The following is a 26,840-nucleotide window of genomic DNA, read 5'->3' on the forward strand; positions in this document are numbered from 1 at the left end:
GCCGACAGAACCCCCGATTTCGTGGCGCGAAGCGGTCTATTGGTACACACTCGAAAGGAACAGGGTAGGCGGAGGGAGGGAGTGGTACATGGCCGACGCCTCACACTCGCCCTTCGGAGCAGATCCACTCTTCTCGGACGTGGCAGCGCACGCGGCGTCCGTCGGAATCACTCGCTTTCACATCGGCACCTCGTACCTCGAATGGGATACGCGCGCAGCCGCGATATTCGACGCCGGCCACGACGATCGACCTGCCATCGACATCTGGCACAGTCGCGTACATCCTGATGACACCTCTGTGGTCCGCACCCTCTACGGCGACGCGCGCTCTTCCATCGGGGCAGAGTGCATCTATCGAATCATCGATCACGACAACAACATTCGACACATCCTCACCAGGAGTGTGTCCATCGAACATGCTGCCGACGGTTCGCCCTCGGTGCTCACCGGGGTCGTCTCGCTCGTGGAGCCACCGCCGGAATCGCACATGCATCTGATGCCTGCGATGCGGTGGAGCCGAATTCTCGACGGCGTCTCACTGGGATTCGCCATCGTCGACGAAGCAATGGTGTTGCGATACATCAACAGTCAGACCGCACGCCACCTGGGTGTCAGCCGAGCGGACGTCGTGGGACGGCACATGCACGAGGCGCTACCGGTGACGGCAGGGTCCTATTTCGACGATCTGCACCGCGACGCGATCGCCACTCGCGGTGAGGTCACCAGGGTGGTGCAAGCCCTGTTCATTCCCGGGAGAACGCTCGAGGTGACCGCCAACTACGTCGACAGTGTCGTCGCGATCAGCTTTCGAGATGTCACCGACTTCGCCGCAACAACCAACAGTCTGCTCGAGGCGTACCGCGAACTACTGGTGAAATCGAGGGTCGACGATCTCACCCGCGTGCTCAATCGCGCCGCGTTACTCGAGCGAATCGAACGGATGACGGCGGAGACCGGGGCCCCAGCAGCCGTCCTGTTCATCGATCTCGACGACTTCAAAGCCATCAACGACACCTACGGACACTTGGCCGGAGACGAAGTTCTGCGCACCACAGCCGCCAGACTGGTGTCGATCTGCGACTCCGGCATCGTCTTCGGAAGGATCGGCGGTGACGAGTTCGTTGCCGCGCTGTTCGACGACACCTTGCTCGGTAGAACACGATCTGCCGCAGACATCGAGCGCGAAATGATCATCGCGACGTCTCCGCCGATCGACATTGTCGGCGGACACGTCTCGGTGTCGATCAGCATCGGCGTCGCACACAACACCGGAACCAGCACACTCGAAGAACTGCTGACCCAGGCCGACATCGCGTTGTACAAGACCAAACTCTCGGGCGCTGCGCGCCGAGACGACCGGACCGACGGCGCGGCACGCGAGGGCTGACTCGTTCCCGCTTCTCCCCCGTGCGGCAACACCGAAGATAATGGCGACATGACACAACTCGGCCTCGGCCTTGCCGCCCTCGGACGCCCGGAGTATCTGACGGTAGGGCACTCCGACGCCGTCGACGGACGATTCGATCCGGCAGCCTTGGAGCAGTTGTGTCACGCAGTGCTGGACGCCGCGTGGGACAGCGGTGTTCGACACTTCGACGTCGCGCGCTCCTACGGGTTGGCCGAGCGCTTTCTCGGTAGTTGGTTGTCTCGACACCCGAATCGTCGCGAGAACCTGGTGCTCGGTTCCAAGTGGGGATACGCCTACGTCGCCGATTTTCAGCGCGGAGCTGCAGTTCACGAGGTCAAAGAGCATTCTGTTGCGCGGCTGGCCGAACAGTGGCCGCAGACCTTGCACGACCTGCGCGGCGCACCCGACCACTACCTGATCCACAGCGTTACCCCGGACAGTCCCGCCCTCGACAACGCTGCGCTGCTCGACGACCTTCGAGCAATTGCCGACAGTGGTACCCGAATCGGCATCAGCACCAGCGGACCGCACCAAACCGATGTAGTGGATGCAGCGCTGGAGATCGGGGTGTTCAGCTCGGTGCAATCGACGTGGAATCCCCTCGAACCGTCCGTCGGCCCCGCCCTGGCACGCGCTCACGAGGCCGGCTGGTTCGTGGTCGTCAAAGAGGCGATGGCCAACGGTCGCCTCGTGGCCGAAGATTCGGAAATCGCCCGGGTCGCGGACTCGAACGGAGTCGGCCGCGACGCGCTCGCCCTGGCAATTGCACTCGCGCAGCCGTGGGCCGATGTCGTGCTCTCCGGCGCGGCCACCGCGACACAACTCGAACAGAATGTCGCTGCACTCGCGGTCGATCCCGAACTGATCGAGGCGGCTGACGTGGGTGTCGCCGAATTGCCGGCTGACTACTGGGACAAGCGCTCCCGGTTGGCCTGGACCTGACCGCGTGTCGAAATGACGGTGCCGGCTCGAATCCACGGCCCTCGTCGTAATCCGCACCCCGCACACCGGGCGTGAATTCCCGCTAGGGGCGTCGATTCGGCCGCCGGACTCCAATGGACTCCCGCGTTTCGGATACCCGACTCCGATCGGCGTCGGGTATCCGAAAACGAGGAGCTGATCCGATGGAACTCGGATCCCGAAGCCTGGATCGGAGTGGTCGGAGCCTCCTAACGGGATTGAACCGTTGACCGCTCGCTTACAAGCATGTTGCGAGACAACCAGATACGTCCGCATGGAACCACCACAGCCGCCCTGACCAGGGTCAATTGTCCAGGCGGTGCCACCAGAGTCCACGTCTGTTCGGACCGACATGTGACACGCTCGTGACACCGAGACGCAGCCCGCATCCAAATCCGGTACTTGTAACCCCATTCTGTACAACACATCGACACCTCGTCTCTCTGGTTCGGGCGGACATCAGAGTTCCGTGGACCAACAATCCCCCGGTCGTTCGCGCAGCCCCGTCGTGGTTGGTTTCGGTCTGCCTGACGTGAGGGCGAACGCGCGCCTCGCCGCCCCGACGGGCAAGCCGGCGCACTGTAGATTTGCCGGTAGAACCGGTGTTCGCAGTTAGGTGGGTCGTGTCAAAGCTCAGGGAATCTCGATACCGGTCAGAACGAGCACCTTCTCCTGCGTCAGGTCCTCCATTGCCGAATGCACCCCTTCTTTGCCTGTCCCAGAATCTTTGACTCCGCCGTACGGCATCTGATCGGCGCGGAAGCTCGGCACGTCACCGACGATGACTCCGCCGACGTCCAGGACGCGTGACGCCGTGAACGCTGTCTGCAGGTTCGACGTGAAGATGCCCGCCTGCAATCCGAATCGGGATCGGTTGACCTGTTCGAGTGCCTCCGCATCCGAGGCGACTTTGCAGAGCACGACAACCGGCCCGAAGACCTCGTCGTCGACAACCTTGGCCCCCGGCGGTGCTTCCTCGATGACCGTCGGCTCGAAGACTGCGCCCGTGCGTCCACCGCCGGCCAGAACGGTGGCTCCCCCCGCGACGGCTTCCTCGATCCACTCCTCCACGCGTACGGCTGCGCGGTCGTCGATCAGGGGGCCGACGTCGGTCTCGTCGTCATCGGGTGAACCGGTCGACAGCGACGCGACGTGAGCCAGAATGCGGCGGCGCATGGCGTCGTAGAGGCTGTCGTGGACGAAGACCCGCTGCACCGCGATGCACGACTGACCCGCTTGGTACATCGAGAACCGTGCGATCCTCTCGGCTGCGTACTCCTGTTTCGCCTCGTCGACCCAGTCCGCGCAGACCACCACCGCGGCGTTACCTCCGAGTTCGAGCGTGACGTGCTTGCGCGGAACGAGTTCTCGGATCGACCAACCCACCGGGACCGATCCGGTGAACGAGACAACCGGTAGCCGAGGATCCACGACCATGTCCGATGCCTTGTCGTTGGAGACGGTCAGCACTGACCACGCACCCGCCGGAAGCGATGTCTCGGCGAGTATTTCGCCGAGCACCAAGCTCGACAGCGGGGTGGCCGGCGCAGGTTTGACGATGATCGGCGCGCCGACCGCCAGGGCCGGTGCCACCTTGTGTGCCACCAGATTGAGCGGAAAGTTGAACGGTGCAATTCCGAGGATGGGACCGCGTGGGACGCGCTGAATCAGCGCCAAGCGGCCGTCCGATCCAGCGTCGGTGTCGAGTCGCTGAAGATGCCCGCTCCATCGTCGTGCTTCCTCGGCCGCCCACCGAAATGTCGACACCGCGCGAGCGACTTCGACTCGCGCCCACTTGATCGGTTTGCCGGATTCGGCAGAGATGAGCCGAGCGATTTCCTCCCGACGCTCGTGCAGACGCGTCGAGACATGTACGAGCGCATCCGACCGAACGTGGGCCGGCGTTCCCGCGAACTCGTCCGCCACCGCGGCGGACGCCTCGATCGCGGCGTCGACGTGTTCTGACGCCGCTTCGAACACCGTCCCCACGATGCGACCGTCGAACGGATTGCGGATCTCGGTAGCGACACCGCTGATAGTCGCTTCGCCGGCAACCCAGTACGGAAAGTGTTTGGCAGACATCGGGATCTCCCTTTCGAGGGCCGAAAAGAATGCTCGCCGGCCCCGTGTCGGAGGCCGGCGAGCATGCGGGTGTGCACAGGGTCAGGTCAGACGGAGACCGAGGTGGACGCGGATTTCTGCAAGACCTCGAGCGCCTCGATAAGGTACGTCCGGAACACCGGGTGGTTCTCGCTCATCGGGAAGTGCCCGATGTCCTTCATCTCGATGAACTTCGCATTCTTGATCTGCGCAGCTGTGCGGGCACTGTCCTCAGGGGTGGTGAGGTAGTCGTAGTCGCCGGTCAGCATGACGACCGGGCAACGGTCGCCGTCGATCTGGTCGAGCTTGTCGCGCAGGTCGTGGTCCACGGAGTAGAAGTGCAAGTCGCCCTTGAACGCCTCGGATCCCTGCGTGTAGTAGAACCAGGTCTTCCAGCGGTCGGCTTCGGGCGACTGTGGTGCCATGAGATCCCATGTGCCACTTGCGCACACCTGCGCAGCGTTCGCGTGGGGGTGCTGCCACCAGTCGAGGTAGAAGCCCGGTGAGTAGTCGGCTCCCTCGACCGGGATGACTCCGGCGAAGCGTTCCGGATGGCGAAGCGCCAGCTGCAAGGCGATGTTGCCACCGAACGACGAACCCATGAAGATCGGATTCTCCAGTTCGAGTGCATCGACCAGGGCCACGATGAAGTTGGCGTAATGGTCGGCCGAGAGCTTGTACTCCTCTTTCCACCACTCTGTGTTCTCCGGCGGATCGGACTTGCCGTGGCGGGGCAGGTCGTACGCGATCACGCGGTAATTCTGCGTGATGTCCTCGTCTTCGAGCAGTCCACGCCACTGGTGGTTGTGGCACCCGGCGGTGTGCTGGCATACCAACGGTTGGCCGGTGCCGTTCTCTAGGAAGAAGACCTTGTACAGAAGACCGTCGACGTCGACATCGACGTAATGGCCGGTCACAGGTGAAATCTTGCTCATGTTCTGTTCCTTCGGTGAGTCGTGTGTGAGTCGGGGACTAGACCGGAACGCCGACGGCGCGCAGCAATTCGATCTGGCGGGTAACGCAGCGCAGGTTCTGCATCAGGACGAGGACATCTCCCTCGAGCTTCATGTCGCGCTGGAACGACGCCGCCCAGATGCCGTGAAACATCGGTGCCGGAACGGGAACTCCAAAGCCCTGCCACGTCTCGACGCCGGCGCGGATGGCGAACTGATAGGGCCGGTCGAGCGGGCCTGGGTCGACGGCAATTGCGTGGACTTTGCCGTTCGACATCTCGATGACGAAGGAGTGGGTGTCCATGTCGAGGAGGTACGAGCAAGTGAAGTACGTGCCGTGCGCGGAGATCTCGGCGTCTGCGTCGGATGCTTGGGTGAACGCGTCGGCCCACTGTTCCGGGGTCTGGGTGGTGGTGTCGGTTGCTGTTGTCATGTGACCCATCACACGCTGGACCTGCGGGTTCGTCCAATACCAATCGGTCGCCCGATCGATAGGAAACAACTACTGGTGCTGGTCTAGCTGCGGGAATAGCATCGGGGACGTGAATCTTCCGTTGGAGCTCAGGCCGTTGTCGTATTTCGTGGCCGTCGCGGAAGAGCTTCATTTCGGCAAGGCAGCAGCGCGGCTGCATATCGCACAGCCCTCGCTCAGCGTGCAGATTCGCAAACTCGAACACTCCTTGGGAACCGCACTGTTCATCCGCGATTCCCGTCATGTCTCGTTGACCCCTGCCGGGAACAAGCTCCTCGAAGGGAGCAGGCAGCTTCTCGCCGATGCCGAGCGTGTCGCGTCGTTGACACGTCAGGTGGGCCGCAGCGGGCGCAGCAACCTAATCGTCGGATTCCAGGCGAACGCTGCCGCGGAGCTGACGCCGGACATCTTGTCGGCTTTCCGTGCTCTCCACCCCGACGTCGCGGTCGAGATGCAGTCGTTCGACTTCACCGACCCCTACGTCGGACTCGGCGACGGGTCGGTCGACGTCGCGTTCGTCAGGCCGCCGGTCGTCGTGCAGGACTGGCTTGCGCTCGAGACACTGTTCGTGGAGCCGAGAGTGCTTGTCGTAGCATCCACTTCGCCTCTGGCGCAGCAAGATTCGACCAGTGTCGAAGAAGTGGCGGGGCAACCGTTCGTCGCGAGGCGCAGCCCGGAATCATGGAGGGACTTCTGGCTCGCCGTCAGCTCGAGGGATGGTGAGACCGTTCGTCTCGGTGCCGAAGTCTCCACTGTCGACGAGTGCTTCGAAGCCATCCTCTCCAGCAAGGGCGTGGCGTTCTCGCAAGCGTCAACTCAAAGATTCTATGCGAGGCCAGGTTTGGCATTCGTTCCGATGACTGGCATACCCCCACACCGTTGTCCATCGGGTGGCGTTCGGACGTCGACTCGCCTCTGACCCGCGACTTCGTGGCTGCGGCCCGCCGTGTCGCCGTCGATTGTCCGGTTCCGAACTCGTGGGCACCCCCGACCGCCGGCGTCCCGTCGCTCCTCGATCGCTACCAAGCCAAGCTCACGTCCTGAGACCCTCCCACAGGGTCGAGACTCAAAGCTTTCCTTGTCCCGTCCGGACTTCCCCCTTCGGAACACCTCGACACCCATAGTTGATATTTCAACAGTGCGTGTTTACCGTCAAGGTGTCGATGAACGACATCGACACCGGCACGGACGACCGCGGGCATATCCCCGCACAGGAGCGAGTTCGAACCACTCCCAGGTGAACACAATCCGCGGGGTACCACCGGTGATACCGAAAGCGGCGGGGAGACAACCACTCCCGTCGAAGGTTTCACCGTCGCAGCCGGGGAGGGCGAGCGGGTGTGGTTCGTCGCCGACACCATGATCTACAAGGCAACGCCGAGAACACGGGTGGAAGCTTCGCAGTCATCGAATGCATCACCACCCCCGGCGGTGGCCCGCCCCCGCACATCCACACCAACGAGGACGAGTTCTGGACCGTTCTCGACGGGACGTTCGAAATCACCATCGGTGGCGCGACCCACGCCGCCGGGCCGGGTGACTTCGCGTTCGGTCCTCGAGGAATTGCCCACAGTTTCCGCAACACAGCAGATACACCGAGCCGAATCCTGCTGGGCTTCACCCCCGGCGGGATCGAAGGCTTCTTCCGCGAGTCCGGCCAACCTGCCACCAACAACGGCCCCGCCCCAGCCATCGACGACGCAGAGATCGCACGCATGATGCTCGCCGCACCCAAATACGGGATCGTCCTGATCGGACCAGACGCGTAAGAACACAACGCAGCGCTGCACGTAGCAGTGCACCTTCGATACTTCAGGCAGAGCTCCCGCACCCTGGCGTCACCGCCGGCGAAGCGCGGCCTACGCGATGTCCACCGAGGTCGATGAACGTGCCCGTCGAACTCGAAAACTACACTCGGGCGATGACGAGCGACCCCCAATGGCTGACCCGGGAGGAGATCCGGGCGTGCCTGACGCTCGCGGGTCTGGTCGAGTCGCTGCCGACAGTCCTGAGTGCCCAGCTCAAGCAAGACGCGGGAATCAACAACTTCGACTACATGGTCCTTTCATGTATATCGGACACGCCCCATCAGACGGTCCACATGAGTGACCTCGCCGCATTCGTCGGTGGCTCTATCTCTCGCCTGTCACACACTCTGACCAAGATGGAGAATCGCGGCTGGGTGCGTCGCCGACCGGATACCGACAACGGTCGCTTCACAGAGGTGGCTCTGACGCAGGAGGGTAAGGACGTGGTCGCCCAGGCCGCCCCCGGGCACGTCCGCGAAGTCAGGCGCGTCATGATCGACGTCCTAGGACACTAGCAGACGCTGCAACTCGGCACGCTCCTCGATCAGGTTCTCGCTGCGGTCAACCCCGATGTCCAACGCGTCTTCGATGAGCGCTTCCCCGATGTCGACCTCCACGCTTCCGACGGCTGATCGACCACCCAGCTCGCAAGATACGGGTCCGGACGCGCAAAAGCTCGCTCTCCCTATCGGATTCGGTCGGAGCATCCGCGAACTGCAATTCACCAGGCAACTTGTTCGTGGGCCCGAACCTCCGATACAAATCGGCCACTTCCGGTTCGAATGCGCCAATGCAATTGAGTGCCCACAGGTCCCACAGATCACGCGACGCCCGCCGCTCACACCAGGTCACCGTCTTACCCGCAACGAACGCGGGCTGCGTGGGCACCGTCAACTCAGCTCCCGGTGCATCCTCAAACCGTTGTTCGAGCCGCCGGTTTTCCAGCGGCCATGCTGGGCGACCCTCCGCCGACAGCAACTGCACCTTGACAGCCAGACCGGACTGCGACCTCACCACTGCACCGAGGCGCTCGGGCACCTCGCTGATCGCCGAGTCCCACACCAATCGCCCGTGGCTGCGCATCACCGCGCGTGGGAGAGCGCGGACGAGATCACGAGCGACCTCCGATCTGGAACCGACCGCAATCAGGTCGATGTCCTCACTGAGACGACCATCGACCAAATGGGTTCGAGCCAAGGCTGTTCCGCCGATGAATACATTCCGATCCGCGAAGTGCGCACTCAGATAGCCGAGCAGGTGCGAGATCAGGTGATCCCGTTCGACTTGAGCGCTCGCGACACCGAATTGCGTTGCCACCGTCTCCAGCTCGTCGGGATTCACTACTTCTCCCCCAACCGATCCTGCAGACGCGTCAGCGTCGTTCGCATCTTCTGAGCCCCAGCGATCTCGGCTAACACTTCTGGACTGCACCGTCGATACAACTGCTCCACCGCCGGCCACACCTCACACTCGGCGTCACCGAGCCCGGACGCTTCACCAAATCCAACTCGGGCACGACGCGCTCCGCATCCAGACGTGCCGTGTCGCGCACAACTAACCGAACCAGCGCCTGACGATCCGCCAACCGAATCGGATCGTGCCGCTTCGGCACAGTCACCACAGCCGTCGCCAACGCTCGTGGGATTACCCTGTGCAGCCGGGCCGCGCTGACACCCATTACGACGGCATCGTCGGCGGTTTAGACCGCAATCGCGATACCTGCCGCCACAGCCTTCATACCCGGCATCCACCCGGTCCCGACCCGATCGTCGGGCACCTCCACCTAGAAGCCTTTTGCCACCAGATGCAGCAGACCCAAGTCCGTCAGCCGCGCAAGCTCGGCGCGCGGGTGCGCGTCTACATCAGCCGCCGTCGCGGCCCGCACCATCCGCATCGGAAGCCCCGCGAACTCCGAAGGTAGACCGGCCTGACGGCGTCGAACATCGCTTGTCGTCACAGACACCTCGATGCAATCCGGTCCGGCAACCTTCCGCCCAGTCCGTACGCGTCCACCTACATTCACGCGAACGCTCACCGATGAGTTGGCAACGAGTTGTGACGTTCTGTGACACCGAACGCCGAATGGAGCCGCCGAACCAGCAAAACCCCAGGTCACAGTCGACACATAAACCCAGGTGGACGAACCGGGCTCGCGCAAGAAACGAGCGGCCAAGATAGGCCAAAAAGAGACGGCCCCAACCGTTTTCGCTGGTCAGAGCCGTCTCGTGGAGCCTCCTAACGGGATTGAACCGTTGACCGCTCGCTTACAAGGCGAGTGCTCTACCGCTGAGCTAAGGAGGCAGTGAAGCGAGACAATCATATCCGTTCATCGGACGCTCAGTGCCAACAGGTACCTTGTCGGTGGATCACCCCAGCAACGTGTAAAGACGGACATGACTTTCCTGCAAGACCTGACGACTTCGCTGAGCCGTCTCACCGGTGAGCGTCGGGCCACCATCGATACGCCGACCGCTGCGCCGTCACCCCTTCGTCCGATCGATCTGACCGACGATGCGTCGGTCGCGGAGGTACTGGACCTCGCGGTTCGTGTCGGCGAGGTGCTGCTGGCCTCGGGCACATCTGCAGTGGACACCGCCACCCAGGTGCAGTTCATGGCCGCGACCTACGGCCTGGCGCGCTGCGACGTCGACGTCACGTACAACTCGATCACCCTCAGTGCCCACCGCGGCCCGACGCGTCCGCCGGCGTCGACGATGCGCATCGTGCATTACCGATCGATGGACTTCACGCGTCTGGCCGAGGTCGACCGTCTGATCCGCGCGGTGCGCGTCAAGATGGTGCCGCCGAGCGCTGCGCTGGAGCGACTCGACGAGATCACCAAGGCCCCGCACCCCTACAACCGGTGGATCGCGACTCTGGCGTGGTCCGGCATGGCTGCGGCCATCAGTGTGTTGCTCGGCGGTGGCGCATTGGTCGCTGCGGTCAGCTTCCTGACGACGATGGTGATCGACCGCATCGGACGCGTCCTCAATCGCGCCGGTCTGCCGTTCTTCTTCCAGCAGGTCGTCGGCGGATTCGTGGCGGCAACGCCTGCGATCACGCTCTACAACTTCCAGGATCAGCTGAACATCGACATTTCGCCGTCGCAGATCATCGCGGCCGGTGTGGTCGTGCTGCTGTCGGGCCTCTCGCTCGTCGGCTCGGTGCAGGACGCGATCACCGGTGCCCCGATCACCGCGTCGGCCAGATTCTTCGAGGTGTTGATGATGACCGGCGGCATCATCGCCGGTGTTGCGACGTCTCTGCGGATTGCGGCGTTGATCGGCAGCGATCTACCCCAGATCAGCAATTTGGCACCGCCGGACATTCTGCAGGTCCCCACGAAGGTGCTGGCCGGCGCTGCAGCGTCACTGTTCTACGCCCTGGCCTGCTACGCCGAACGACGCGCGTTGACCGCTGCCTTCATCGGCGGATTCGCGGGATCCCTCGTCTACTTGCTGTCGCAGACGCTGAGCGTAGGCCCGATCATCGCCTCCGCCATCGCGGCCGTCGTCGTCGGATTCGCGGGTGGTCTGCTGGCGCGTCGCGCGCTGATTCCGCCGCTGATCGTCGCCGTTGCCGGCATCACGCCGTTGTTGCCGGGCCTATCGCTGTACCGCGGTCTGTACGCGATCCTCAACGATCAGCTACTGCTCGGGATCAGCTCGCTTTTCGCGGCGTTCGGCGTGGGCTGCGGCCTGGCGGCCGGCGTCACCCTCGGTGAATGGGGTGCCCGCACACTGCGTCGGCCCCGCATCATCGCGCGAACCGAGGAACTGCTGCGTCCGACGCTTCGGCGCATAGAAGTACCGCGCCGACCGACAGTTCGTCGGCGGCGCGGCACGGGCACTTCTTAGTGTGAAGCTCAGGCCTCGGTGCTGGGGGTTCCCTCGGCAGAGGCACGCGCAGCAGCGTCGGCCTCCATGGCCTCACGCAGGCTGCGCGGACGCATGTCGGTCCAGTTCTTCTCCACGTACTCCAGGCAGGCGGCGCGGGTGTCTTCACCGAAGACGACACGCCATCCCTGAGGGACCTCGGAGAACGTCGGCCACAGCGAATGCTGATCTTCGTCGTTGACCAGCACGAAGAAGCGTCCGTCTTCGTCATCGAACGGGTTGGTACTCATCTCGCCTCACTCGTCGCGAACGTTTGATTGGTAAGTCTGCACCGTGAGGTGCCACACGACCCTAGCAACGCAGGTCGTGCTCGGGTGCCGTCAGGCCTTGAAGAAGTGGAGCAATTCCGCATTGACGGCCTCGGGACGCTCCAGATACCCGTAGTGCCCGGCGTCGGGAATCTCGACGTATCGAGCCCCGGGGATGGCGTCGGCCAGCTCCTTGCCCAGGTATGCGGGGATCATGCGGTCGTCCGCGAACCCGACCGACAAGCAGGGCACCGACACAGCGCCGTACGCCGACGTTCGATCGAAGTCGTCGTCCATCCCGAGTTGAGCGCGCACTCCCGCCGAGGGCGAGGAGGCCGAGAACTCGAACAGATCCAGCCAATCGCGAGCACTGCGCCCATCACGCAACGTGGCAGGCGACAGGTTCATCACTGCCGTGACCGCCGCCGAGTACGTGCCGGGGAGCTCGACGCGCTTGTCGTACAGCGCTCGCTCGCCTTGGCCCAGGGTCTTCTGGAATTCGTCGACCCGGGCATGCCCCGCGAGGAACACGGCCTTGCGCACCAGATCGGGCCGAGCCAGGGCCAATTCCTGCGCGACGCGTGAGCCCATGGACGTACCGACCACGAACGCCTTCTCGTCGCCGTTGCGGACGAGTTCGATCAGGCCGGCAGTATCGGCGACCATCGCCTCCATGGTGATGCCATGAGCGCTCTCCGACGACGGCGCGATGCCGCGATTGTCGAATGTGCACACCCGGTATCCCGCCGCTGTGAGAGCGGGCACCTGATGCAGCTCCCACACGCGGCCGGGGCTACCGGTGCCCATAACGAGAACGACCAGGTCTCCACTGCCCTTGACCTGGTAATTGATGTCGATGCCGTTGATCTTGGCGATAGGCATAGGTCTCCTCACTGCTGATACGTCCGTCGGCGATCGTATCGTTCGGTGCCGCCGCGGGGTTACTCGTAGACCCAGTGGGGTACCTGCAATTACATGACTGACGAGAACGTATCGGGCGAAGCACGCAAGGGATTGCTCGACGGAATCAAGGGCAAAGCCAAAGAGGTCGTGGGCGCGGTGACCGGCAACGACTCGTTGACCGCCGAGGGGCAGTTGCAGGCTGCCCAAGCGCGCGAACGCAAGGAGGCGCAGGCCACCGAGCGGGTAGCGGAGGCGCAGGCCACCGAAGCCGGCGAGGACTTGGCCGACGTGCGCACGGCTGCCGAAAGCCGTCGTAACGCCGCCGAGAAGAACGCAGAGGTGACGGAGGCCAACGCGGATCGAGTGCGGCAGACGCAGGTAGCTGCAGCCGAGCAGAACAAGCGCGAGACCGTGGCGCAGGAACGCGCAGCCGCAGAGGTCGATGCGACAGCCGAGCAGATCGAAGCCCAAGAGGAACGACGCATCGAGCAGGCCTCCGCGGACTCCGACGAGATGGTGGCCGCGCAGAAGCACCAGGAGGCGCTTCGTCAGGCCGAAGCCGATCGCAAGAAGGCCGAAGAGCTCCGCAACCAAGCCTGACCCACTACCCACATCAGGAGTTTCACCACATGAGCGTTCTAGCCATACCACTGACCATCCTTCGTATTCAGTACAAGGTCGCCCGAATTCCGCTGCAACTCATCGAAACCAACGTCGTCGAAAAGATGCACGCGGAATCACCCGCGCGCCTGGTGTACGAGCACACACTCGGATCGCTGGACCGCGCCGTCGGAAACCTGCTGGGTGACAGAAGCCTCGCCGATCGCGGCGAAACATTGGTCGACAGCACCGAAAACCGTGCCGAGGCAGCTCGATTGGACGCCGAGGCCCGTGCCAAGAAGGTTGCGGCAGACGACGAGTTGAAGGCGGCTCGTGAGACCGCCGAGAAGGATCGCCGTGCAGCCGACGCTGCTGCCCAGGAAGCGGCACGTGATGCCCGCCAGGAAGCGGAGCAGCGCAAGCGGGAAGCTGCCCAGGAAGCCGAGCGCGAAGCCGCTGCCAAGAAGAAGAAAGCCGACGAGCAGGCCGCTGCAGCGACAAAGGCGGCCGAGGATCGCAAGAAGACTCAGCAGGCTCAGGTCGACAAGCAGGAAAAGCTGGCCGCAGCGCCATCCGAGGCCGAATTGGCCGAAGCCGCAGAGCGTTCCGAGGAAGCCGACGCCAAGAAGGACGAGGCAGAGCGCATCGAAAAGCTGTTCATCGCGGAGAAGAACAAGGACTGAACGTTCTCTACCTGAGATGACCTGATGGTCAACCTCTTCCAGCCCCGCACCGTGTTCTCGGTGCGGGGCTGGAGTGTTTTTGCCAGAGCTCAGGCGATGTGGGGGCCTGCTCGGGCGTGTGATCGTCTCGGTTGTCGGGTGGGGTCGACGGCGGCAGGTGGTACGAACCACGGGTGCTGATCGGCGGCAATGAATACTTCCCAGTCACTGTGGTGGATGAGTCGGTGGTGGAATCCGCAGAGCAGGACGAGGTTGTTCATGTCGGTGGGGCCGCCGTCGGTCCAGTGCCAGATGTGGTGGCCTTCGGTCCAGGCGGCGGGTTTGCCGCAACCGGGGAACGCGCAGCCGTGATCGCGGGCGGTCAACGCGCGTTTCTGTTTCGCGGTGACGGTGCGGGCGGTGCGGGCGAGGTTGATCGGCGAACCGTTCTCGTCCATGACGATCGCGGTGAGAAGGCAGTCGCAGGCCAGTTGGCGGGAGGTGTTGCGGGAGAGCGGTCCCATCCAGGGCAGCCACCCGACGTTGGAGCCGTCACCGAACAAATCTCGATACGCGCCACGGTCGCTGCGGGGGTCATTGTCGGATTCTGTTGCTGTGAGGGTGGTTTCGTCGTCGGTGATGTCGCTACTGTTCAGACCGCCCGGGCTCTGAAGGTCGCGCAGGTTGATGTGCAGGTTGACATGCGGCTTCTCCCCGCCTTCGGTAGGGCGGTTACTGGAGGCGAGGTAGCGGTCGAGGATGTGCCCGAAGGCGTCAGCTCGTCGTCTGGCGGGGCTGCGTTCATCTTGGGTGCCGTCGACTGCGGGTCGAGGTTCGGTCAACGGCGAGAGGGCCGTGAGGAGTTTTTCGCCGGTGATGGCGTCGAAGTCCCCTTTGAGGACCATGCGCCCGTTCAACGTTGTGGAGGCGAAGAGTTCGTTGCGGTCGGTGTCTTCGGGCGGCGGGGTCTTTCCGCCGAAGCTGTCGTGGAGGCGGGTGATCGCTGCGCGCAGTGGTCCGGTTCTGGCGTCGGGTCCGGTCGCGGATGTGAGCAGCGCCGCTCTCGCGTCGTCCTGGTCTTCCTGCACAAGACCCTTCGGTGGTGTTTCGGCGAAGTCGAGGATCAGGGCGGCGTGGTCGATGGAGATACTGCCGGTGTTCACGGCGTCGGCGATGTCGGGGAAGTTCTTCAGTCCGCGAGCGAGGGCTACGATCTTGTTCGCTTTGCCGGGGGTGAGCAGGGTGGTGGAGGTGAGCCAGCCGGCGGGTCCTGGAAAGCCGAGTTTCTCGCGCGAGACGCGGGTATCGATTTCCGCGACCAAAGCGATCCGCCGCGCTTCGAGCAACTGAATCTGGTGGGAGACCGCGGCAGCGTCGGCGAGCAGTACTGCTTCGCTCAGTTGCCAGATCTCCGTCGTCATGGAGCAAGCGTATCGAACAGACGTTCGATACACAATGATAGTCGAATCGAAAACTATTGCTGTGCATAAGGATTCGCGAAGTGAAATCTGTCGGTGGCCTGTAGTATTAGCGCCGACACCAACGCACCAGCTCTGCAAGTCGCTCGATACCGACTTCGTCCAGGAACCAGTAGGACGCGCTCGAAGGCGCAAACTCGTCCATCGCGCCTGGTCCTCGACAACAGAATTACCGTAGGTTCGAGAACATGGTCGATCACGACGTCCCACGCCCTGGACGGACAGGAAACATCGTGCCTCGCTCCCGCAAGACGCATCGCAGACTTTCACCGCTCTTCGCCACTCTGGTGATTGTGGGCGTTCGGGCCGTCCCGAGTCTGAATCTCCCCGGGGCCGGCATTGCGGGCTGGGGACTAGCAATCGTCGCGGCAACGGCGTGGCTTTTCACAGCATTGAGGCTGCAACGATCCAACCGTCAGGGGTAGGGACCCAACGGGTCGTGCAGCGACGACGTGGTCAGGCGAGAATACGAGCGAGGAACGCTCCGATGTTGTCTTCGACTGCCGCGGTGCGTGTCTCGACATCGAAGTCTTCCTTGAATTGCCTGCCCAGTGCCGGGGTCTTCTTCTTTCGCGCGTAGAGCGAGCACGCAAGGTCCGAGCAAATGTAGGTGCCCACCGTATTTCCACGCCTGCCGGATTCTCCGGCCTTGGCAGCAGCCATCAACGAGACTCCGCCGTTGGCGTGCGTGGTGAGGCAGATGCTGCACATCTGCGCCTTGCGTGGGCCTCCGGGCTTGTAGCGCAACGCGATTCCACGCGGACCCTCGTCCGAGGGGACGATGATGTAGCTTCTGCCGGCGAGTTTCGGGTCCACCCAACCGAAGAAGTCGAGATCATCCCACGGCACCGCATCGAAAGCCTCGGGAAGGGTGACGCGCTTGGCGTCGCCCTTGGAAGAATTGACGAACGACAACCTGATGTCGCGTTCGGAGATCGGTTCCATTGTCACTGCCTCCATTGCTTCAAGAGAGCATCGATTCCGTCGAGAATGCGAACCCAGGACTCCTGCGAATCGGGTGCACTGTGACCGAACGAGCCCGCAGCATCGAGTGCTGCGTATCCGTGAAAAACACTGCCCAACAGTCGAACAGCATGAACTTGATCCGTCTCGCTGAGGTGATATCCCCGCAGGATGGCCTTCATCATCGCCGAGTGACGCACTCCCGCACTCGCAAGAGCGGTCTCGTGATCGAGCGGGAACTGTGTTGCCGTGTAGCGGCCCGGGTGCTCGCGTGAATAGTCGAGATACGCGTTCGCAACGGCCACCAACGCGTCCTTGCCCGCTCGGCCCGCGAGAGCCTCCGACACCCTGTCTGCCAGTTCCTCCAGCGCCAGCAGCGCGATGCCGACGTTTAACTCGTGCGAGCTCTTGAGATGCGAATACAGGCTTGCCACTTTGACATCGAATCGCCTGGCGATCTCGCTGGCGGTGACCCGCTCGAAGCCGACCTCATCGGCCAGCTCGGCTCCCGCACGCACGATGCGCTGCGCATTCAGTCCGGCGCGTCCCATCGCGGCCTCCTCTGTTCGAAAAGACCGTAACCGAAACTAATCCCTATAGGCAAATGGCTAACTCGATCGGGTTGCGCTCGACGGATCCAGCCCGAAGCTTCGTCGTACCCATCCAGGGGTTCGGTGTCAGACTCGAACCATAGGTCGGCGTGAGACTTCACGGTTCCGTCGCTTGTTTGCAGCCCACAACGAAATTGGAGCACCGCCACCCGTCGCCTTGTCGACAATCATCCGGGCTCGCTCGCGATACTCCCCTGCCAGACGATCGAGTCGCATCGCGCGCCGTTCGACCAGGTAACCGATCGACACGATGCCGAGCAAGGCCATAGGGACCGCGACGGCAGCAGGGGAACGACCTGGATCAGCCATCCAGACGAACGACGTCGCAATGAAACCGACAATCGGAAGAGGGATCCAACGCCCAACAATGGACAAGGATCCAGATCGATCGTCGGCTGCGTCAGCGAAACGGATGGCAGCGTCCGATCGCACGATGGACTGCGGATTGACCCAATCCGGCCCGACCTTCTTCCACATGGAACTGTCTGTGGAGCTGTCGAGCCGTCCGGAGTGGATTCCGTCGACGAACAGGGGCGGTTGGATCCTCGCTCTCTTGTGTGTTTGTGACAACCCGCGAGTGCTTCGACACCCACTCCACAGGCCAGCAACGGTTGAAACTGCCAAAACTGCGATGCCAGCGAACGAGAAGGACTGCGTCCCCACATACTTCGCACCGACAGCGCACACGAACAGCGATACCAACCATCCCAATGTCGAGCAACCCCAACGCGATCGGAGAGCTTCCGATGGAATTGTGGTCACGCCGACGCGCGACAACTTGGTCACCTCCACGCTCTGCAGATGCAGAAGCCATGCCAGTGTAACCACGAGCACCGCGGACAACATAGGCAGGAGAAGACCGAAATCGAGTACTTTCTGAGCACCGTTGCTGCTTCCGACCGCGAAAATCAGAAGCGAGGCTCCAACCACGACAGCGGATCCCAAGGTTCCCACCCATCCGATCAGAGTCACGAGCCACAAAGTGATGAAAGTCGACGCAGGCAAAGACAGTCTGGTCCCCGACCTTGTTCGGTACATGCGCTCCCCGCCTGTTCTGGCTCCCCGACGTTCGAGGAACTCGATCTCACGAAGACATGATGCGTTGCACCACCGACAAGTGCGGCGGCGTCGGCTCAGCGGCCTTGCCATGCCTCCCACAGCTGCGCGTAGCGACCATCGGCAGCGACCAACTCGTTGTGCGGGCCCTGTTCCACGATTTTCCCGTGCTCGAGCACCACGACGCGGTCGGCGGCAGCGGCCTGGGTGAGGCGATGCGCCACGATCAACGTGCTGCGCCCCTTCGTCGCGGCCTCCGCGGCCAGTTCGAGTTCACGGGCTCCAGAGCTGCCGGCTTCGGCAGTGGCCTCGTCCAGCACGGCGACGGCCGGGTCGGCGAGAACCAAACGCGCCAAGGCCAATTGCTGTGATTGCGCCGCAGTCAGTTGATGTCCGCCCTCGCCCACGGCGGTGTCGAGTCCGTCTTCGAGTGCCTCGACCCAGCCCCAAGCCCCGACGGTCCGCAACGCCGCTTCGACGTCGGCACGGTCAGCGTCCGGCGCGGCCAGAAGCACGTCGTCGATCAGCCGACCGGCGAACACATGCACTTCCTGGCTCACGATCGCGACATGACGCCGCAAACCTTGATGGCCCAGCGCATCCAGGGACGCACCCCCGACACGAACCGTCCCGGAGGTCGACGCCATCGACCCGGCCGCGATGGCCGCGATGGTCGACTTTCCGGCACCGGTGGATCCGACGAGGGCCACCGTCTCGCCGGCATCGACACGCAGATTCACTCCGTGCAGTACTTCGTGCCCCTCGTCGTACGAATGCCGCAGATCGACGACGTCGAGAGTGGCGTCCGCGGGCACGGAACCGTCGCCCACCGGCCGTTCGTCGGGGATGTCGACCACACCGACCAATCGAGCCAACGACGCACCGGCGGACTGGATGTCGTCGAACGTGAACAGCAACGTGCCGATCGGATTGAACAGGCGATGGAACAACAGCGCGGCTGCCGTCGTCTCGCCGACGGTGATGTAATCGCCTCGTACGAGCAGAAATCCGGCCAGCAGGATCACCGACAGGCCGACGCACTCGGCACGGTTGCTGCGTGAGCCGAACCGCGTGAAGAGCCGGAAGACATCGACGCCGATGTCGCGGGCTTTGACCGACGCTCGATCGACCTCACCGAGATGTTGCGCTTCGAGTCCGTAGGCGCGCACCGTCTTTGCGCCCTGCATGCTACTGACGAACGACTGCGCTCGCTCTCCCATCGCCACACGTTCGGCGGCGTACAGCGGAGCCGATCGCGGCAGGTACCAGCGCAAGGCCAGGACGTACATCGGCAATGCGACCAGACCAGCGAGCCCCAGACGCCAGTCGATTCCGAGCATCGTGATCATGCTCAGGCACACGAGCAAGAATGCTCCGACGAGCTGCGGAATTACTTCGCCGATGGACTTCGCCATCACCGCAACGTCGTCGCCCACACGAGAGAGCAAGTCTCCCTTGCCCACTCGCTCCAGCGTCGCCACCGGTAGGTGTAGCGCCCGGCGAACGACGGCTTCGCGCAGCGAGGCCAGAATCCCCTCTCCGAGGGTGCTGATCAGATAGCCACTGAAGCCGGTGAAGACGCCACCGATCACCGCTGCCGCCGCGATCACGACGATCACTCCGACGATGGTCGACGAGTCGGCCCCGTCCCGGACACGGTCGACCAGCACGCCGAGCACGTAGACCGGTATCAGCGACATCGCCGCGGCGACGGCACCGAGCACCAGCGTCAGTGCCGTGCGGAGCTTGCGTCGGCGCAACTGTTCGAGCAGCCACCGACCCGACCGGGCACCGGTGGCGATGGGGAGAAGTTCGGGTTCGGTCATCGCAGCACCGTCTCCTCGTAGCGGGTATCGGCGGACACGAGATCGTGGTGAGTTCCTTCGGCGACGACGCGGCCGTCGTCGACGACGAGCACCCGGTGGGTAACCGACAGCAACGCGGGGCTGGTGGTGATCAGGATCGTCGTCTGCGCCGCGCTGCCGGTGTGTCGCAACTCGGCGATGCCGCGGGCGATGGTGTGCTCGGTGACGGCGTCGACCGCAGTGGTGGGGTCGTGCAGCACCAGCACCGGGGCGTCGACCGACAATGCGCGCGCCAACGCAACTCGCTGACGTTGGCCACCGGAGAGACTGGCTCCGCGGTCGGTGACGGCGTGATCCAGGCCGGCTTCGTGCAGTTCGACGACGTCGGTGGCCGCCGACGCTTCCAGCACGCGGTCGAGTCGGTCGTCGGGCTGGACGCGGCCTGCGGTGACGTTGCTGCGGACGGTACCGGCGAACAGGTCGGTGATGTGCGGCTCGACGAGGACGGTCTCGCGGGCGCGTCGGAGATCGATTTCTGCTGTTCGTGCGCCACCGATTCGCACCGCCCCGGTGTAATCGGATTCGGAGATCTGACCCGAGAGCACCAGCGCGAGCGCTTCGCCGTCCTGCGGCCGATAGGCGACGATCCCGAGCAGCTCGCCGGGTGCGGCCGAGAAGGTGAGACCGTCGAGCGAGCGGTATCGAATGTCGTCGACTGCGAGGTCGGTGCCCGCCGGCTCCGCCGAGTCCGATTGCGGCAGAACGTGCTCGGCACCGAGTACCAGGGCGAGCCGATCGGCCGACCCTCGCACCATCGCCACTACGCCGGGGATCCTGGACAGCCCGGTGAGTGGTTCGATCACGAACTGCGACAGCCCGATGACGGTGATCAGCTCACCAACCGAGATGCGACCCTGTAGTGCGAACCACCCTGCGGTGCCGGCGATTCCGACGGCGAGCAAGGCGTTGATCGCCGTCGCCAATCCCTGATAGACGTTGTTGGCGCGTGCCATCCTCAAGGTGGCCGACAGCGCGGTGCGGCTCGACGTCACGAACCGCTGGGTTGCCGCATCCTCTGCCCCGATCCCGCGCAGGGGCCGCACTCCGCTCACCAGGTCGGTGGCCATCCCCGACACTGCGGCGATCTCGGACTGCTGCTCGGTGGCGGCGCGGGTGAGCAGTGGTGCCAGGCGTTGCAGCGCGATCAGGATCACCGGAGTCCCGATGACGACGGCCAAGCCGAGCGGGACGTCGATGACGAGCAAGGCCACCGCCGATGCCACCACTGCGACGCTCGAGGCGAAGACTCGCGCAACGAGATCGAGAATCCACGATTCCTTCTCGGCGTCGGACGTCGACACCGTCAACAATTCTCCCGCCGACAGATCGGTGCGCAGTCCGCGGGGATCGAGGACCCGGCCGGCGACCTCCACTCGCACATCGTGGGCCTCTCGCTCGATGGCGATGACGATGATGCGGGCACCGATGCGCCAGGCGTAGGAGAGCGTGACGAACAGGGCCGCGAGACCGATCAGCGAGACGATCATCGCCGTCACGTCGCCGGTATCGATCGCGCGCGAGACGATCAGACCGATCGCCACCGGCACCATCGTTTCGCACAGTTGATGCACTCCGAAGAGCAAGGAGGAGACGATGAGGCGGGCGCGACGGCGTCGGACGGTGCGACGCAGGATCGCGCCGCCGGTGGCCGGGGACGGTGCCTCCACCACGTTTCGAGCATGGTGGAGCGATACAGAATCGGTCATTTGTTGCAGCCTATGGCATCGGGAAGTGGCGATGGGGTGCCACATTTACATAGAGTCGGGTTCAGCGAACACCGAACAAGTCCAGCAGAGAGTACGGAGAACACCATGCCCGCCAAGACATCGACCGACAACGACATCGCCGACGAAGACATCGTCCCACTCGAGTACGAGACGGCCAGCCAGGCTCAGCGCGTCGTCGCTGCCTACGCGACCGATGCCGACGAGTGCCGCATGTTGTTGTCGATGCTGGGTATAGATCCTGTAGCGAAGACCGACTGATCGGTCGGAGCAGGACCTTCTCAGGATCTACAAGCGGATTGGACAGTTGTGGCTGACGCCTCGCAGGGTTCGGATTTCGTCGTCGTAGCCAACAGGTTGCCGGTCGATCTGGAAAAGCTCCCCGACGGGAGCACGCGATGGAAGCGAAGCCCCGGTGGTCTGGTCACGGCCCTCGAGCCGATCCTGCGTGCCAACAAGGGCGCGTGGGTGGGGTGGGTCGGCGTCTCGGACGTCGACGTCGAGCCCTTCGTCGAGGACGACCTGCAACTGCGACCGGTACCGATCAGCGAGAAGGAGTACACCCAGTACTACGAGGGGTTCTCCAACGCCACCCTGTGGCCGCTCTACCACGACGTCATCGTCAAACCGGAATACGACCGCGCCTGGTGGAACGCGTACGTCGAGGTCAATCGCCGATTCGCCGAGAAGACGTCCGAGGCGGCAGCCCAGGGCGCGACGGTCTGGATTCAGGACTACCAGCTCCAACTGGTCCCGAAGATGCTGCGGATGCTGCGCCCCGACCTGACCATCGGGTTCTTCCTGCACATCCCGTTTCCGCCGATCGAGCTGTTCATGCAGATGCCGTGGCGCACCGAGATCGTCGAGGGACTGCTCGGTGCCGACCTGATCGGCTTCCATCTGTCCGGCGGTGCGCAGAACTTCCTCTACCTTGCCCGACGCCTCGCCGGGGGAACCACCTCACGCGGAACCGTCGGTGTGCGGTCCAAGCTCGGCGTCGTCCAGGTGGGGTTCCGAACCGTACGCGTCGGGGCGTTCCCCATCTCCATCGATTCCGGAGATCTCGACACAAGGTCACGCTCGAAGTCCGTCCGAGACCGCGCCAAGCAGTTGCGCAAGGATCTGGGTAACCCGAAGCGAATCATGTTGGGCGTCGATCGACTCGACTACACCAAGGGAATCGACGTCCGGCTCAACGCTTTTCGAGAGTTGCTCGAAGAGGGTCGAGTGGATCCGGCCGAGAACGTCATCGTCCAGTTGGCGACGCCGAGCCGCGAACGCGTCGAGAGTTACGTCGCCATGCGCGGTGAGATCGAGCAACAGGTGGGGCGCATCAACGGCGAGTACGGCCAAGTGGGCCACCCGGTGGTGCATTACCTGCACCGGCCGATCCCTCGCGAGGACCTGCTCGCCTACTTCGTCGCCGCCGACGTCATGCTCGTCACTCCCCTGCGCGACGGCATGAATCTGGTCGCCAAGGAGTACGTCGCGTGCCGCAGCGATCTCGGCGGCGCTCTGGTTCTCAGCGAATTCACCGGCGCTGCCGCAGAACTGCGTCAGGCGTACCTGTGCAATCCCCACGACCTGGACAGCGTGAAGGACGCGATCATCGGCGCACTCGAGCAGGATTCGGAGGCGGGCAAGCGCCACATGCGCGCCATGCGTCGGCAGGTGCTGGCGCACGACGTCGACCGCTGGGCACGATCCTTCCTGTCCGCGCTGGCACAACCGGCCGAGGGCACCGACCTCAGCAGATAAATCGCTTTACTCGGACCGTCGACGGCTGTTAATTTGCCGTCGACGGTTCTTTTGCATTCGAGAAGTGAGGAGGTGGGCATCGTGGCCACCTGGACGAGAACGCCCCCGCGCCCTCACACCTCCTCATCGAAGGACTTCTCGCATGTCTTCACTACTCGATTACGGACTCGACCAACATTGGCGTGACCGATTCCAACAGCTCTCCTACACTTCGGTTCTCGCCCGCGTAGTACGCGTCGACCGCGGTGAATTCGACGCCGTCACCGACGACGGCATCGTCCGCTGCACCGGCAGTGATCTGTGCACCGGCGACTGGGTCACCCTGGATGCGACATCGTTCCGGCTGATCGACATCCTTCCCCGCCGGACGGCCATCGAACGCGCCTCGGCCGGATCCACCTCCGACACACAGGTTCTCGGGGCCAACGTCGATACCGTCGTGGTCACCGTCGCGTCGGACACTGCCCTCGACCTCGGTCGCGTCGAGCGCTACATCACCCTCGCCTGGGGCAGCGGCGGCGTCCCCGTCATCGCGATCACCAAGACGGACAGTGGACGCGTCGACGAAGAGTCCGTGCATTCTGCAGCGCCGGGTGTCACCGTCTGCAGCACCAGCGCGGAGTCGGGTGCCGGAATGGACTCGCTGACAGCAGTTCTGCGCGGAACAGTTGCACTGATCGGGCCGTCGGGTTCCGGGAAATCGACTCTCGGTAATGCTCTGCTCGGCGGCCCGACATTTGCCACGGGTGCCACCCGAGTGGCCGACAGCAAAGGCAGGCACACGACGGTCCATCGAGAATTGGTGCCGATTCCTTCCGCAGGCCTCGTTCTGCTGGATACACCGGGCCTGCGGTCGGTGGGCGTCCAGGGATCGGAAGACGCTGTGGCGAGCACCTTTTCCGACATCGATGAACTGGCCGCACTGTGCCGGTTCGGGGACTGCGCGCACGAACACGAGCCTGGATGCGCGGTGCTTGCCGCCGTCGATGCGGGAGACCTCACCGAACGCAGACTCGGCAACTACCGAAAGCTACTGCGCGAGAACGCCTGGGCGAGTTCGAGACACGACGCCCGAGCTCGCAGCGAGAAGCTACGAGAGTACAAGCAGATCTCGAAGTCGCTGCGCCAGAAGTACGCAGCCGAACGCACCGCGAGGTAGGTCAGCTCTCGTCGAACAGTGAGGGGCTCTCGCCCTCTGCCTCGGCCTGAGGGCTCGAACCCCCGCTGTTCGACGCCTTGCGCACCACCTCGACCGTGGTGGTGCGGACCGACAGCCGATGCCCGTCGTGGTGCTCGAGCAACGCCAAGCCCTGACGAATCTCGAGCACCTTCCACGGGCCGGCATGCCCGGACGCCTGAACCAGGTCGCCTGGTGCGATCTCGGAAGCCACTGTTGTTCTCCATTCAGCGAGCGAGCGGGTTCGAGCAAGTCTGTGACACACACCCTATCGGGCACGGCCCGACGTGCTGTCACTTGCTCGTCGAACAAGTTAGGAGTAGTCATGTAACAGTTGTAGATATACAAGCAATAGTGCGGAGGGGTCCATGACCGAGCTGACTCGGCGACACCGGTATCTCGTTCTCGGCATCTGCTGTCTGAGTCTGTTTCTGGTCAGTACCGACAACACGATCGTCAACGTGGCGCTGCCGTCGATGCGCACCGACCTGAACGCGTCGGTATCAGGTCTGCAGTGGATCATCGACGCATACACGCTGGTCGTGGCATCTCTGCTGATGCTCGGCGGCTCGATGGCCGACAAGTACGGCCGCAAACGGTTCTTCCTCATCGGCACCGGAACCTTTGTGCTCGGGTCCCTGTTGTGCAGCCTCGCACCGTCGCTGGGCTGGCTCGTCGCGTTCCGCATGCTGCAGGCCGTCGGCGGCTCGATGATGAACCCCGTCGCCATGTCGATCATCACCAACACCTTCACCGACCCGAAAGAACGTGCCGGAGCCATCGGCATGTGGGGTGCCGTCGTCGGAATTTCGATGTCGGCAGGCCCTGCCCTCGGCGGCGTTCTCGTCACCGGTGCCGGGTGGCAATCCATCTTCTGGATCAACGTCCCGGTAGGGGTCTTCGCCTTGGCGATGACGCTGAAGTTCGTTCCCGAATCCAAAGCCGAACATGCGAGAAAGTTCGATCCGGCCGGTCAATTCCTCATCTTCGCGTTCCTCGCGTCGCTGGTGTTCACCATCATCGAAGGTCCCGCGAAGGGATGGGGATCGCCGCTGATCGTCCTCACCGGTGCCGTGGCATTCGGTTCCCTCGTCGGCCTGCTGGTGGTCGAATCGCGCATCGAGGAACCGTTGATCCAGCTGAAGTTCTTCCGCAGCGCACCGTTCAGCGGAGCCACGGTGATCGCCGTGTGCGCCTTCGCTTCCCTCGGCGGCTTCCTGTTCCTCAACACCCTCTACCTGCAGGATGTGCGGGGCTACTCACCGCTACATGCCGGTCTCTACACTCTGCCGATGGCCCTGATGACGCTGATCTTCGCGCCGGTCTCCGGGCGGCTCGTCGGCACCCTGGGTGCGCGCATTCCGCTGCTCGTCGCGGGAATCGGGTTCGTGACCTCGGCGCTGATGCTCACCCGCCTGACTCCGACGACGTCGTTCGCGTGGCTGGCAGCCGCGTACGTGATCTTCGGAATCTCCTTCGGCATGGTGAACGCCCCGATCACCAATACTGCAGTATCCGGAATGCCGCGCAGCCAAGCCGGAGTAGCGTCCGCCATCGCGTCGACCAGCAGGCAGGTGGGTCAATCGCTCGGTGTGGCCGTCGTCGGGTCGATCGTCACCGCGAGCATCGTCGGTGAGATCTCCGACGGCTTCACCGCTGCCGCAGTGCCCGCGTGGTTCGTCATCGCGGGCGCAGGCGTGGTGGTCACCGTTCTTGCTGTGGTCACCACCGGCCGGTGGGCTCGGGCGACCGCCGATCGAATCGACCAGCCGGTGCTCGTATGACCGCCTCGGAGGCGGCGCTCGTCTGGCGCGAGATGCGCACGCTGATGCTCGAGAAGCACGACACCCGACGGGCCGTCGCCGATGCCACCGGCATGAGCTTCCTGCGGGCGAAGCTGCTCACCAAGCTCCTCGCGGGTGACCGAACAGTGACCGAACTGGCCGACATCCTCGCGTCCGATGCGCCGTACGTGTCGCTCAACGTGCGCGAGCTCGAGAAACGCGAATTGGTGATCCGCACCGAAGACCCCGACGATCGCCGACGCCGCATCATCGGACTCACCGACGCCGGTCGCACGCTCGCCGAGAAAGCCAGGACCATCGCCGACGCCCCGCCGCCGGAATTCACGGCGATCCCTGCGGAGGATCTCGCGCATCTGCGACGGATTCTGCAGCTTCCCTGATCGTTCGACAACG

At 63.7% G+C, this 26,840-nt stretch carries 27 protein-coding genes and 1 tRNA gene; 14 read left to right on the forward strand and 14 right to left on the reverse strand.

Annotated features, from left to right (window positions below):
• Positions 1-88: 88 nt before the first annotated feature.
• Together ACFI9K_RS00430 and ACFI9K_RS00435 are read left to right on the forward strand one after the other, a co-directional pair.
• The gene (locus ACFI9K_RS00430; protein WP_462661697.1) at positions 89-1,387 is read left to right on the forward strand and encodes a GGDEF domain-containing protein; all 1,299 of its coding nucleotides are present in this window, start codon (positions 89-91) and stop codon (positions 1,385-1,387) included.
• Between the two features lie 48 nt (positions 1,388-1,435).
• On the forward strand, positions 1,436-2,350 hold the full coding sequence (locus ACFI9K_RS00435) for an aldo/keto reductase (RefSeq protein WP_462661698.1): 915 nt from the start codon (positions 1,436-1,438) through the stop codon (positions 2,348-2,350).
• A 651-nt stretch (positions 2,351-3,001) separates the two neighbouring features.
• Here the strand turns inward: ACFI9K_RS00435 and ACFI9K_RS00440 are convergent.
• From ACFI9K_RS00440 to ACFI9K_RS00450, 3 genes are all read right to left on the reverse strand, one after another.
• A complete protein-coding gene (locus ACFI9K_RS00440; protein ID WP_462661699.1) occupies positions 3,002-4,450 on the reverse strand; it encodes an aldehyde dehydrogenase family protein in 1,449 nt (482 codons plus the stop codon).
• A gap of 86 nt (positions 4,451-4,536) precedes the next feature.
• Positions 4,537-5,403 carry an alpha/beta fold hydrolase gene (locus ACFI9K_RS00445; protein WP_462661700.1) on the reverse strand — a complete coding sequence of 289 codons (867 nt, stop codon included), beginning with the start codon at positions 5,401-5,403 and terminating at the stop codon, positions 4,537-4,539.
• A 37-nt stretch (positions 5,404-5,440) separates the two neighbouring features.
• The gene (locus ACFI9K_RS00450; RefSeq protein WP_094630630.1) at positions 5,441-5,854 is read right to left on the reverse strand and encodes a hypothetical protein; all 414 of its coding nucleotides are present in this window, start codon (positions 5,852-5,854) and stop codon (positions 5,441-5,443) included.
• Positions 5,855-5,963: 109 nt separating this feature from the next.
• On the opposite strand from ACFI9K_RS00450, the gene ACFI9K_RS00455 reads away from it, so the two are divergent.
• The 3 genes from ACFI9K_RS00455 to ACFI9K_RS00465 all read left to right on the forward strand — a co-directional run bounded on the left by ACFI9K_RS00455 (position 5,964) and on the right by ACFI9K_RS00465 (position 8,216).
• On the forward strand, positions 5,964-6,812 hold the full coding sequence (locus tag ACFI9K_RS00455) for a LysR family transcriptional regulator (protein WP_462661701.1): 849 nt from the start codon (positions 5,964-5,966) through the stop codon (positions 6,810-6,812).
• Positions 6,813-7,233: 421 nt separating this feature from the next.
• On the forward strand, positions 7,234-7,662 hold the full coding sequence (locus ACFI9K_RS00460; RefSeq protein ID WP_462661702.1) for a cupin domain-containing protein: 429 nt from the start codon (positions 7,234-7,236) through the stop codon (positions 7,660-7,662).
• A 152-nt stretch (positions 7,663-7,814) separates the two neighbouring features.
• Positions 7,815-8,216 carry a MarR family winged helix-turn-helix transcriptional regulator gene (locus ACFI9K_RS00465; RefSeq protein WP_462661703.1) on the forward strand — a complete coding sequence of 134 codons (402 nt, stop codon included), beginning with the start codon at positions 7,815-7,817 and terminating at the stop codon, positions 8,214-8,216.
• Positions 8,217-8,262: 46 nt separating this feature from the next.
• Here ACFI9K_RS00465 and ACFI9K_RS00470 read toward each other — a convergent pair whose 3' ends face one another.
• Positions 8,263-8,883, reverse strand: coding sequence for a nucleotidyl transferase AbiEii/AbiGii toxin family protein (locus tag ACFI9K_RS00470; RefSeq protein WP_230558480.1), 621 nt, complete (start codon positions 8,881-8,883; stop codon positions 8,263-8,265).
• Between ACFI9K_RS00470 and ACFI9K_RS00475 the strand changes: the two genes are divergently transcribed.
• Positions 8,773-9,096 carry a hypothetical protein gene (locus ACFI9K_RS00475; RefSeq protein ID WP_254924214.1) on the forward strand — a complete coding sequence of 108 codons (324 nt, stop codon included), beginning with the start codon at positions 8,773-8,775 and terminating at the stop codon, positions 9,094-9,096. The genes ACFI9K_RS00470 and ACFI9K_RS00475 overlap by 111 nt on opposite strands.
• Before the next feature lie 388 nt (positions 9,097-9,484).
• Here the strand turns inward: ACFI9K_RS00475 and ACFI9K_RS00480 are convergent, their stop codons facing one another.
• Positions 9,485-9,658, reverse strand: coding sequence for a hypothetical protein (locus ACFI9K_RS00480; protein WP_283312380.1), 174 nt, complete (start codon positions 9,656-9,658; stop codon positions 9,485-9,487).
• 269 nt (positions 9,659-9,927) lie between these two features.
• Positions 9,928-10,002 (reverse strand) — tRNA-Thr (locus tag ACFI9K_RS00485).
• Between the two features lie 92 nt (positions 10,003-10,094).
• Between ACFI9K_RS00485 and ACFI9K_RS00490 the strand changes: the two genes are divergently transcribed.
• Positions 10,095-11,558, forward strand: a complete 1,464-nt coding sequence (locus ACFI9K_RS00490; RefSeq protein WP_222091983.1) for a threonine/serine exporter family protein — start codon at positions 10,095-10,097, stop codon at positions 11,556-11,558.
• Between the two features lie 8 nt (positions 11,559-11,566).
• Here the strand turns inward: ACFI9K_RS00490 and ACFI9K_RS00495 are convergent, their stop codons facing one another.
• Positions 11,567-11,827: an MbtH family protein gene (locus ACFI9K_RS00495; protein WP_008710007.1), complete on the reverse strand. Its 261-nt coding sequence runs from the start codon at positions 11,825-11,827 to the stop codon at positions 11,567-11,569.
• A 90-nt stretch (positions 11,828-11,917) separates the two neighbouring features.
• Positions 11,918-12,727, reverse strand: coding sequence for an alpha/beta fold hydrolase (locus tag ACFI9K_RS00500; RefSeq protein ID WP_462661704.1), 810 nt, complete (start codon positions 12,725-12,727; stop codon positions 11,918-11,920).
• 93 nt (positions 12,728-12,820) lie between these two features.
• Between ACFI9K_RS00500 and ACFI9K_RS00505 the strand changes: the two genes are divergently transcribed.
• Both ACFI9K_RS00505 and ACFI9K_RS00510 read left to right on the forward strand, forming a co-directional pair.
• On the forward strand, positions 12,821-13,348 hold the full coding sequence (locus ACFI9K_RS00505; protein WP_462661705.1) for a general stress protein CsbD: 528 nt from the start codon (positions 12,821-12,823) through the stop codon (positions 13,346-13,348).
• A 29-nt stretch (positions 13,349-13,377) separates the two neighbouring features.
• Entirely contained in the window at positions 13,378-14,031 is a 654-nt protein-coding gene (locus tag ACFI9K_RS00510) for a hypothetical protein (RefSeq protein WP_462661706.1), read from the forward strand.
• Between the two features lie 89 nt (positions 14,032-14,120).
• Here the strand turns inward: ACFI9K_RS00510 and ACFI9K_RS00515 are convergent, their stop codons facing one another.
• The 5 genes from ACFI9K_RS00515 to ACFI9K_RS00535 form a co-directional block, all read right to left on the reverse strand.
• Entirely contained in the window at positions 14,121-15,431 is a 1,311-nt protein-coding gene (locus ACFI9K_RS00515) for an HNH endonuclease signature motif containing protein (protein ID WP_462661707.1), read from the reverse strand.
• Positions 15,432-15,944: 513 nt separating this feature from the next.
• Complete coding sequence (locus tag ACFI9K_RS00520; protein WP_462662099.1) at positions 15,945-16,433, reverse strand: FBP domain-containing protein; 489 nt, start codon at positions 16,431-16,433, stop codon at positions 15,945-15,947.
• A gap of 2 nt (positions 16,434-16,435) precedes the next feature.
• Positions 16,436-17,002: a TetR/AcrR family transcriptional regulator gene (locus tag ACFI9K_RS00525; protein WP_462661708.1), complete on the reverse strand. Its 567-nt coding sequence runs from the start codon at positions 17,000-17,002 to the stop codon at positions 16,436-16,438.
• A 1,193-nt stretch (positions 17,003-18,195) separates the two neighbouring features.
• The gene (locus ACFI9K_RS00530; RefSeq protein ID WP_462661709.1) at positions 18,196-19,944 is read right to left on the reverse strand and encodes an ABC transporter ATP-binding protein; all 1,749 of its coding nucleotides are present in this window, start codon (positions 19,942-19,944) and stop codon (positions 18,196-18,198) included.
• Positions 19,941-21,689: an ABC transporter ATP-binding protein gene (locus tag ACFI9K_RS00535; RefSeq protein WP_462661710.1), complete on the reverse strand. Its 1,749-nt coding sequence runs from the start codon at positions 21,687-21,689 to the stop codon at positions 19,941-19,943. The genes ACFI9K_RS00530 and ACFI9K_RS00535 overlap by 4 nt, the downstream gene beginning before the upstream one ends.
• 105 nt (positions 21,690-21,794) lie before the next feature.
• Here ACFI9K_RS00535 and ACFI9K_RS00540 point away from each other — a divergent pair, with 105 nt between their 5' ends.
• From ACFI9K_RS00540 to rsgA, 3 genes are all read left to right on the forward strand, one after another.
• Positions 21,795-21,968, forward strand: a complete 174-nt coding sequence (locus ACFI9K_RS00540; protein WP_008710019.1) for a hypothetical protein — start codon at positions 21,795-21,797, stop codon at positions 21,966-21,968.
• 48 nt (positions 21,969-22,016) lie between these two features.
• Positions 22,017-23,465, forward strand: coding sequence for an alpha,alpha-trehalose-phosphate synthase (UDP-forming) (locus ACFI9K_RS00545; protein WP_462661711.1), 1,449 nt, complete (start codon positions 22,017-22,019; stop codon positions 23,463-23,465).
• Positions 23,466-23,607: 142 nt separating this feature from the next.
• Entirely contained in the window at positions 23,608-24,624 is a 1,017-nt protein-coding gene (gene rsgA / locus ACFI9K_RS00550; protein WP_462661712.1) for a ribosome small subunit-dependent GTPase A, read from the forward strand.
• Between the two features lies 1 nt (position 24,625).
• On the opposite strand, the gene ACFI9K_RS00555 is transcribed toward rsgA, so the two are convergent.
• Complete coding sequence (locus tag ACFI9K_RS00555; protein ID WP_462661713.1) at positions 24,626-24,856, reverse strand: hypothetical protein; 231 nt, start codon at positions 24,854-24,856, stop codon at positions 24,626-24,628.
• 154 nt (positions 24,857-25,010) lie between these two features.
• Between ACFI9K_RS00555 and ACFI9K_RS00560 the strand changes: the two genes are divergently transcribed.
• Entirely contained in the window at positions 25,011-26,426 is a 1,416-nt protein-coding gene (locus tag ACFI9K_RS00560; RefSeq protein ID WP_462661714.1) for an MFS transporter, read from the forward strand.
• Positions 26,423-26,827 carry a MarR family winged helix-turn-helix transcriptional regulator gene (locus tag ACFI9K_RS00565; RefSeq protein WP_462661715.1) on the forward strand — a complete coding sequence of 135 codons (405 nt, stop codon included), beginning with the start codon at positions 26,423-26,425 and terminating at the stop codon, positions 26,825-26,827. The genes ACFI9K_RS00560 and ACFI9K_RS00565 overlap by 4 nt, the downstream gene beginning before the upstream one ends.
• Positions 26,828-26,840: the final 13 nt, after the last annotated feature.

This window comes from Rhodococcus sp. PSi06 (assembly GCF_054960675.1).

Bases quoted from the DNA above. Each gene is read 5' to 3' on its own strand.
- ACFI9K_RS00430 (WP_462661697.1), top strand. From the start codon at position 89: ATGGCCGACGCCTCACACTCGCCCTTCGGAGCAGATCCACTCTTCTCG.
- ACFI9K_RS00435 (WP_462661698.1), top strand. From the start codon at position 1,436: ATGACACAACTCGGCCTCGGCCTTGCCGCCCTCGGACGCCCGGAGTAT.
- ACFI9K_RS00440 (WP_462661699.1), bottom strand. From the start codon at position 4,450: ATGTCTGCCAAACACTTTCCGTACTGGGTTGCCGGCGAAGCGACTATC.
- ACFI9K_RS00445 (WP_462661700.1), bottom strand. From the start codon at position 5,403: ATGAGCAAGATTTCACCTGTGACCGGCCATTACGTCGATGTCGACGTC.
- ACFI9K_RS00450 (WP_094630630.1), bottom strand. From the start codon at position 5,854: ATGACAACAGCAACCGACACCACCACCCAGACCCCGGAACAGTGGGCC.
- ACFI9K_RS00465 (WP_462661703.1), top strand. From the start codon at position 7,815: ATGACGAGCGACCCCCAATGGCTGACCCGGGAGGAGATCCGGGCGTGC.
- ACFI9K_RS00490 (WP_222091983.1), top strand. From the start codon at position 10,095: ATGACTTTCCTGCAAGACCTGACGACTTCGCTGAGCCGTCTCACCGGT.
- ACFI9K_RS00495 (WP_008710007.1), bottom strand. From the start codon at position 11,827: ATGAGTACCAACCCGTTCGATGACGAAGACGGACGCTTCTTCGTGCTG.
- ACFI9K_RS00500 (WP_462661704.1), bottom strand. From the start codon at position 12,727: ATGCCTATCGCCAAGATCAACGGCATCGACATCAATTACCAGGTCAAG.
- ACFI9K_RS00505 (WP_462661705.1), top strand. From the start codon at position 12,821: ATGACTGACGAGAACGTATCGGGCGAAGCACGCAAGGGATTGCTCGAC.
- ACFI9K_RS00510 (WP_462661706.1), top strand. From the start codon at position 13,378: ATGAGCGTTCTAGCCATACCACTGACCATCCTTCGTATTCAGTACAAG.
- ACFI9K_RS00515 (WP_462661707.1), bottom strand. From the start codon at position 15,431: ATGACGACGGAGATCTGGCAACTGAGCGAAGCAGTACTGCTCGCCGAC.
- ACFI9K_RS00520 (WP_462662099.1), bottom strand. From the start codon at position 16,433: ATGGAACCGATCTCCGAACGCGACATCAGGTTGTCGTTCGTCAATTCT.
- ACFI9K_RS00525 (WP_462661708.1), bottom strand. From the start codon at position 17,002: ATGGGACGCGCCGGACTGAATGCGCAGCGCATCGTGCGTGCGGGAGCC.
- ACFI9K_RS00530 (WP_462661709.1), bottom strand. From the start codon at position 19,944: ATGACCGAACCCGAACTTCTCCCCATCGCCACCGGTGCCCGGTCGGGT.
- ACFI9K_RS00535 (WP_462661710.1), bottom strand. From the start codon at position 21,689: ATGACCGATTCTGTATCGCTCCACCATGCTCGAAACGTGGTGGAGGCA.
- ACFI9K_RS00540 (WP_008710019.1), top strand. From the start codon at position 21,795: ATGCCCGCCAAGACATCGACCGACAACGACATCGCCGACGAAGACATC.
- rsgA (WP_462661712.1), top strand. From the start codon at position 23,608: ATGTCTTCACTACTCGATTACGGACTCGACCAACATTGGCGTGACCGA.
- ACFI9K_RS00560 (WP_462661714.1), top strand. From the start codon at position 25,011: ATGACCGAGCTGACTCGGCGACACCGGTATCTCGTTCTCGGCATCTGC.
- ACFI9K_RS00565 (WP_462661715.1), top strand. From the start codon at position 26,423: ATGACCGCCTCGGAGGCGGCGCTCGTCTGGCGCGAGATGCGCACGCTG.